The organism is Thermogutta sp., from assembly GCF_014359955.1.
Classification (GTDB): Bacteria; Planctomycetota; Planctomycetia; order Pirellulales; family Thermoguttaceae; genus Thermogutta.
The window spans coordinates 1-6428 of sequence record NZ_JACIYL010000195.1; the positions used below are offsets into that span (position 1 = coordinate 1).

Annotated in this window: 5 protein-coding genes; 4 read left to right on the forward strand and 1 reads right to left on the reverse strand. The window is 59.1% G+C overall.

Annotated features, from left to right (window positions below):
- The 3 genes from H5U08_RS07935 to H5U08_RS07945 all read left to right on the forward strand — a co-directional run.
- On the forward strand, positions 1–309 hold a 309-nt coding region (locus H5U08_RS07935; RefSeq protein ID WP_297031947.1), incomplete at its 5' end, for a sigma-70 family RNA polymerase sigma factor.
- A 38-nt stretch (positions 310–347) separates the two neighbouring features.
- Positions 348–2120: a FecR domain-containing protein gene (locus tag H5U08_RS07940; RefSeq protein WP_297031949.1), complete on the forward strand. Its 1773-nt coding sequence runs from the start codon at positions 348–350 to the stop codon at positions 2118–2120.
- 78 nt (positions 2121–2198) lie between these two features.
- Complete coding sequence (locus H5U08_RS07945; RefSeq protein ID WP_297031951.1) at positions 2199–3755, forward strand: DUF4159 domain-containing protein; 1557 nt, start codon at positions 2199–2201, stop codon at positions 3753–3755.
- A gap of 60 nt (positions 3756–3815) precedes the next feature.
- Here the strand turns inward: H5U08_RS07945 and H5U08_RS07950 are convergent, their stop codons facing one another.
- Positions 3816–4844, reverse strand: a complete 1029-nt coding sequence (locus tag H5U08_RS07950; protein WP_297031953.1) for a galactitol-1-phosphate 5-dehydrogenase — start codon at positions 4842–4844, stop codon at positions 3816–3818.
- A 785-nt stretch (positions 4845–5629) separates the two neighbouring features.
- Here H5U08_RS07950 and H5U08_RS07955 point away from each other — a divergent pair.
- Positions 5630–6428 (forward strand): type II secretion system protein (locus H5U08_RS07955; protein WP_297031955.1); only part of this gene is annotated, 799 nt, incomplete at its 3' end.

Below are 6428 nucleotides of genomic sequence, written 5' to 3' on the forward strand. Positions count from 1 at the left end.
CGGGAGCGTTCAGCGCGGGCGGCGAGGTTATTTTCACCAGAGTTCCTGGAGCAAATTGCCAACCACGCGGTCCATGTTGTGGAGACCGTGGACGAAAGACGCGAAGCGTTGCGACAGTGTCTCCAGGAATTGCAACCGCACCATCGCGATTTGCTGAACCAAAGATACTTCCAGCAGATGAGCACCGAGCAGATCGCTCAACTCCGCGGAAAGTCGGTCGAGGCCGTGCGGCGGATGCTCCACCGTATTCGCATGGCCGTGTTGAAGTGTATCCAGCACAAATTGCGCACGGCGGAAGAAACCGCCTGAAAGCGGCGGAATGAAATTTCGAATCGGTTGAAACGCCCATGACCCCGGAAGAACACTCGGCCCTCTGCCAACTCGTGGACGCCCTCGTCGAAGGACGGGGCAGCGAGGAGGATGTGCGCCGCCTCGAAGAACTGGTACGCACTCCCGAGGGCAGAGAGCTGTACATCGACTATGTGCTGCTCCTCGGAGAACTCCACTGGGGCGCAGGGGGCCTGCTGGAGGTCCCCAATTCGCCGATTCCCGAGAATCTTTCGGGAATCCGTGCCGAGGTCGCCAGAAAACAATCTTTCGCCGGGCAGAACAAAATAACCCGACGTCTCGTTGCCTGGGGGCTTGTTGGGATGGCTGCCGCCGTGGGCTTTTGTCTGGCTCTCCTTTGGAGGTGGCACGCTTTCCTCACGCCGGAAATCACTCGTCTTCCAGAATCACGGATCGCCACCTGCGTCGATGTATTCGAGGCCTCTTTCGAAACTCCGCACCTTACAGTGGGAAGTCCGCTCCAATCCGGTGATATCGTCCGTCTGCGTTCGGGGCTAGCAGCGTGGCGGGACCAACACGGAACAACCTGGACTTTGGAAGCGCCCGCCGTCCTCCGCGTTGATGACGCCCAAAATGTGACGCTCACTTGCGGCAAAATGGTGGTCCAGCTCGCGCCGGGCTGTCGCGGTTTTCTGGTGAAAACACCCCATGCGAGAGTTATGGATCGTGGGACGAGCTTCGCCGTGGAAGTGACATCGGAGGCGACCCGGGTGCACGTTCTGACAGGAAAGGTGGCCCTGGGAGCGCTCCAGCCGGATGGTGGAGACATTCGGGAACTCGGAAAAGGACAGGCGGCGATGGTGGGTTCCGCCGGCCGAGTGGTCACCATTCCCTGGGGCGGCCACCGGTTCTGGGCACACATTCCGAAGAAGGGATCTGTTGCCGCCTGGCGTTACGTCGCGCTGCATGATCCCCATATCTGGTTGTCAGCCGACTTTGAACAGGAAGCCGCTCTGTACAACCACCGCGATGGTCATGTCGGGACCATTTTCCCGGTCAGAATGCGGGGTACGTTTTCGGACGTCTCCGCACAATGGGCAACTGGATATGGCGGGCAATCGCGGGCTGTGCGAGTGATTCGCGCCAACCGCGATGGCAATTCCAACGGGCTGGGATGGCAAAGCGAGGAGCCGCTGACGTTTCCAAATCGCTTCACTGCAGAGATCATTTTCCGGTTCGACGGCTGGCCAGAGGAATCGCCCGAGGCTGTGGGAAGCCTCCTCGCCACGCGGCAGGACGCACACCGCTGCGGATTTCTGCTCGCTGCCGTGCCGTCGGAAACCGGGGCCCCAAGTGAGGCCGCCCTGGCTCACCTGCTCGTCGCCGATCAGAATTGGGCTCAAACCCGGGGACGCCTGTCTGCCGGGCACTGGTATTTCGCCGTCGTGACCATTCAGACAGATGAACAGCGGAACTCCACGCACGTGTGCACCTACCTTCAGGATTTGACGGCTTACGGCGAGCTGGAGAAAGTTTTCGACGGATGGGTGGCCGGGACTGTACCGTCCGGTACGTTGGGAATCGGGAAGGGCTTTGATGCCCGATTGGCCCATGCCTATCCATTTCCTGGCGCGATCGATGAGGTTGGCTTCTACAATGGAATTATGGAGGAGGAAACGATCCGACGTCATGCGGATTTCCTCGTTACTCAAGCGACTCCTGCTGGGGCAATACCGCTCCCCAGCGAGGCAGCGGAGGGGAGCGATATTGGGGATCCACTGATCCACACAAATAACGGAGCCATACCCCTGGAAAAACCGTCGTCAAAATAAGCGTTTTCCGGTGGACGATCGGGGTCGGGACGGAAAGAGTCGTTGTGTCGTAGCTTAAATGAGACGCGAGGTGCCATCATGAACCGCCGATTGCGAACGCATTCCCGTCGGGAGTTTCTTCAGGTGACCGGTCTCAGTTGGGTCATCGGTCAGGCCGGCGGAGTGGCCGTACCTGCCCTTGTCTTCGGAGAGGAAAACTCAGGGCCAATTGACTGCGGTCCACCTCCCAAAGCGGCACCGCAACACCGCACCGGGGGTGAATCATTCCCGCCGCTCCCGCTCCCCGTCACACCCTTGCGGCGCACGGAAAAGAAACGTCCGCCCAGTCCGCCTGCTCTGATCGGAAAAATGGCCCTGGGAAGTGTGCGCTGGATCACCCGCGATGGCAAACGGGTCATGTACCGGGACTGGATGACAGACCCCGCCGATGTCAACACCCTCCTTGAATGGACCAACGAAAAGCTGGGAATCCACTATCGGGCGGTCGAAACAGACTTCGCCCATTTCTCTTTCGATCCCCGGGAGTTACCGGCCCTGTTGTTTGCCGGTCATAATAGTTTTCAATTGACGGACGATGTCCGCGCGAAGCTTGCCCGATATGTCATGGATGGTGGCACCATCATCGGCGACGCGTGCTGCGGCTGGAACGATTTTGCGGAGTCGTTCCGTCGTGAAATGGAGCTCATCTTCCCCGGTCGGCCATTGCGAAAAATGCTTCCTGAAGAGCCAGTATTTTCTTCCTACTACAAACTGGGCAACTTCACCTACCAGAAGGCGGACGGCTCTCGGTACGACGACGCTCCGTGCCTGGAGTCGATTGATTTCGGCTGTCGTTCCGGCGTGATCTTTTCCCCGGCCGATATGACGTGTGGCTGGGACGGTCACGACCATCCCCGCGGCCTGCGTCTGGTCATCGACCTGGCACGGCAGGTAGGGGCCAATTTGATCACGTACATTCTGGGAAGTTACCAACTGGCACGCTTCCTGAGCACCACTAAGGTGTACTATGAAGCCGAGGCTCCGACGCGGGACGATTTCGTCTTCGCGCAGATCATGCACGAGGGCGACTGGGATCCCGACCCGTCGGCCGTCCACAATCTGCTCAAATTCGCGCGCGATAATTCCACCCTGGAGGTCAAATTCAAGCGGCAGAACATCCGCCTCACCGACCCGCAGGCGGCCAACTATCCGCTTCTTTACATGACAGGACATCGGGAATTCGTCTGGAACAACGACGAAGTCGCTTTCCTCCAGCGGTATTTGAAGGCGGGCGGTCTGCTCTTTGCCGATGCCTGCTGCGGCCGGATGTCCTTCGACATGGGTTTCCGCCGAGAAATCGCCAAAGTCTTCCCGGACGCCAGGCTGGAAAGGATCCCACTTGACCACCCGATTTACCACAATCTGTTCGACATCCAGGAAGTCGAATACACCCCGCGTGTTCGCGAGGACTTCGGCAACATCAACACACCGGAGCTGGAAGGCATCAGTATCGATGGCCGGCTGGCCGTCATTTACAGCCGATTCGACCTGGGGAATGGTTGGGAACAGTTCCCGCACCCGTATTCTTACGGTCTCAAAGACGACTCCGCGTTGAAGATCGGCACCAACGTGATCGTATACGCCATCACGCACTGATGCGCTGGGTGTGACGGCGGACTGCGGAAGCAGTGGGCACTCTACCAGCGACGGTCAGGCTCACGGTTGAAGGATCACTTTGAGCAGGGGCTGTTTTCGCTGGTAAAGCTGCTCGAACCAGTAAGGGCCCTCTTCCAACGGCGCGACTGCGCTGATCAGAGGGTCTACCGTCACAACTCCTCGGGCTAGCAAATCCAGGCATCGGGGATAATCGCCCTGTGAGGCGCAGGATCCCAGAAGTGTGAGTTCTCGGGTAACCACCGCCTGCAGAAGCAGTGTGGTTTGCGGGGCCAGGTTGCCCACAAGAACCACCCGACCACCTTTCTCCACGCTTTCGACAGCGGTGCGGACGGTCTCGTCGATGCCCACCGCATCGAAAACGAGCGTGATCCTTTTTCCGCCCGTGACTTTGGAGAGTTCCTCCCGCCAGGATTCATTCGGCGAAAAGACGGCAGTCGCTCCCGCATGGCGGACAAGCTCCTGGCGAAAAGGATCCGGTTCCAGGACCACAATGTGACTGGCTCCCGCAACCTTGACGAGTTGCACGATCAGCGAACCGATCATTCCACCCCCGATGACGAGGACCGTCTCGCCCAGCCGTAGATTTCCGCGATCCACGGCGTGCAGGGCCACGGAAAGTGGTTCGATCAAGGCAGCCTGTTCGAAGGAAACACTATCCGGCAGGCGGTAGGCAATGTGTTCCGGCACGACGACATACTCGGCGAACGCCCCGTCCTGTCGGTACTCGGCACAGGACACTCCCAGGACACGGCGGTTCTCGCAGAGGTTAATCCGCCCCTGACGGCAAAACTCACAGCGACCGCAATAAATTGTGGAATCGAAAGTAACCCGATCCCCCGGCCGAAATCGGCTGACGCCGTCGCCGATCTTCGCGACAACTCCAGAGGCTTCATGCCCCATGATGATCGGCGGTCGCCTGCGGCCTGTGCTGCCGTCGAACCCGTGGACATCGCTGCCACAAATGCCGCAGGCCCTCACTCTCACGAGAATCTCCCCCGCACCAGGTTCGGGCGTCGGAACATCCTGGATTTCCAATTGCTTGTAGGCGGTCAGTACAAGAGCTTTCACTTGGAGGCTTCCTTCAGGTCAGGACTGGACTGCCGGAATACTTCGGTTCTTCAACCGCTTTTTATATCGTCAGATCGCCAATCCGCACACTGTTTGCCAGGGCAGTGATCCTGGATCAGAAATTTGATGCTGCGGAATCGGGTTCCCTGTGTCAAGCGGCCGCAAGGCTGAGTCATCCCCACATTTCTGCTGCTGGAAAGTAGCACGAATCTGGACAACGCCTTGGGCAGGAGCGAGCCTCCGCCCGGAGGGACGTGCTTGTCACGTCCATATTCGGAAGGACCTGCTTGTCAGGTCCGCCTCTCAACGTTGGATGCTCCATTTCGCATCACCGGGCACGGCGAGCGGGCCCCTCTGCGTTCGACGGACGCCGAGGAAGGTGTCCCTCCGATCAGCGCTGGTTCCTCCCTCCCCCGACCGATCGCGCCGGCGGTATCCGAATCCTGAGAAGCGATCGAATGTCCATTTCGCCTGGACGGCTCAGTTCCACCCGGACCACGGCACTGGCGGGGGCCGTTTACGAATGACCCGTACAACACCTTTGCGCTGCTGGCATGTCATGGGTTTTGCAAAAATGGGATTGGCTCAGGCGGCAAGGACCAGCGTTTTTTCGGCGAGTTCCTCACTTTCGCGTTCAGAACGATTGTCACGACTCGGGCCGGAGATTATTCTAATGGGCAGACTCCAGCCTGCTCGGGAACAGAGGGGGATCTGGAGGGGCCTCACGCGGTGGGTAAGCGAATACCGATCGTATCCTTGGTCTTCTTTTCCGGGAGGATGTTGCGGTGAATCGCGTCTCGTCATGTGGGTTTACACTCGTCGAGCTGTTGGTGGTCATCCTGATCATCGGTGTGCTGATCGGCCTTCTCTTACCGGCGGTGAAGTCGGCGAGAGAGGCTGCCCGGCAGTCGGCCCTCAGTTATCGCGAGCAACTCAGCGGCCCGCCCGCGGCTGAGGAACAGCCCAGCCCCCGCAGCACGCCTCGTGCGTCTCAACCAGCCCGGGTGGTGAACCTCCAGGCGGAAGTCATGCTGATCCCCAGATTGAGTGTGGGCACAATCATTCCCGTTTCCCTGTATGAGGTTCAATTTCAGGGCAAGTTAGAAGCCCGGGCGCCGGCTCGAACTCCGGGAGAGTACTACATAGCTCTTCCACTACCGCCAGAGATTGTTTCACTCGCCGAACTTGAAGTTCGCGTTGGCGATCAGGTTTGCGAAGACGTTGTCATTACCCCAGGGCAACTGCGATGCACGGTCTCCCTGAACGACTCACCCCAATCGATCGAGGCGCATTATTCAGCGGTTGGCCGTGGAGTTTTCGGCCTGGAAATCCCCGAGGGCGGCGTGGAAGACACGCTCGCACTGACGGTCAGAACCAGTGGTTCAGACGTGCGACTGATGGAACTCTCTCTTCAACCCACGGTAGCGAAGTCCTCTAAAGGTGGAGCGGAATACGTCTGGGAATACAAGAAACTCGTGTTCGGACGTCCTGTCCAGCTCGATGTGCTTGGCATCGCACCAGTGGATCGACTGGGCGAGCTGCGATGGCTGGGTCCCCTGAGCATTGTGTTTTTTGGATTGGTGG

Bases quoted from the DNA above. Each gene is read 5' to 3' on its own strand.
- H5U08_RS07945 (WP_297031951.1), top strand. From the start codon at position 2,199: ATGAACCGCCGATTGCGAACGCATTCCCGTCGGGAGTTTCTTCAGGTG.
- H5U08_RS07940 (WP_297031949.1), top strand. From the start codon at position 348: ATGACCCCGGAAGAACACTCGGCCCTCTGCCAACTCGTGGACGCCCTC.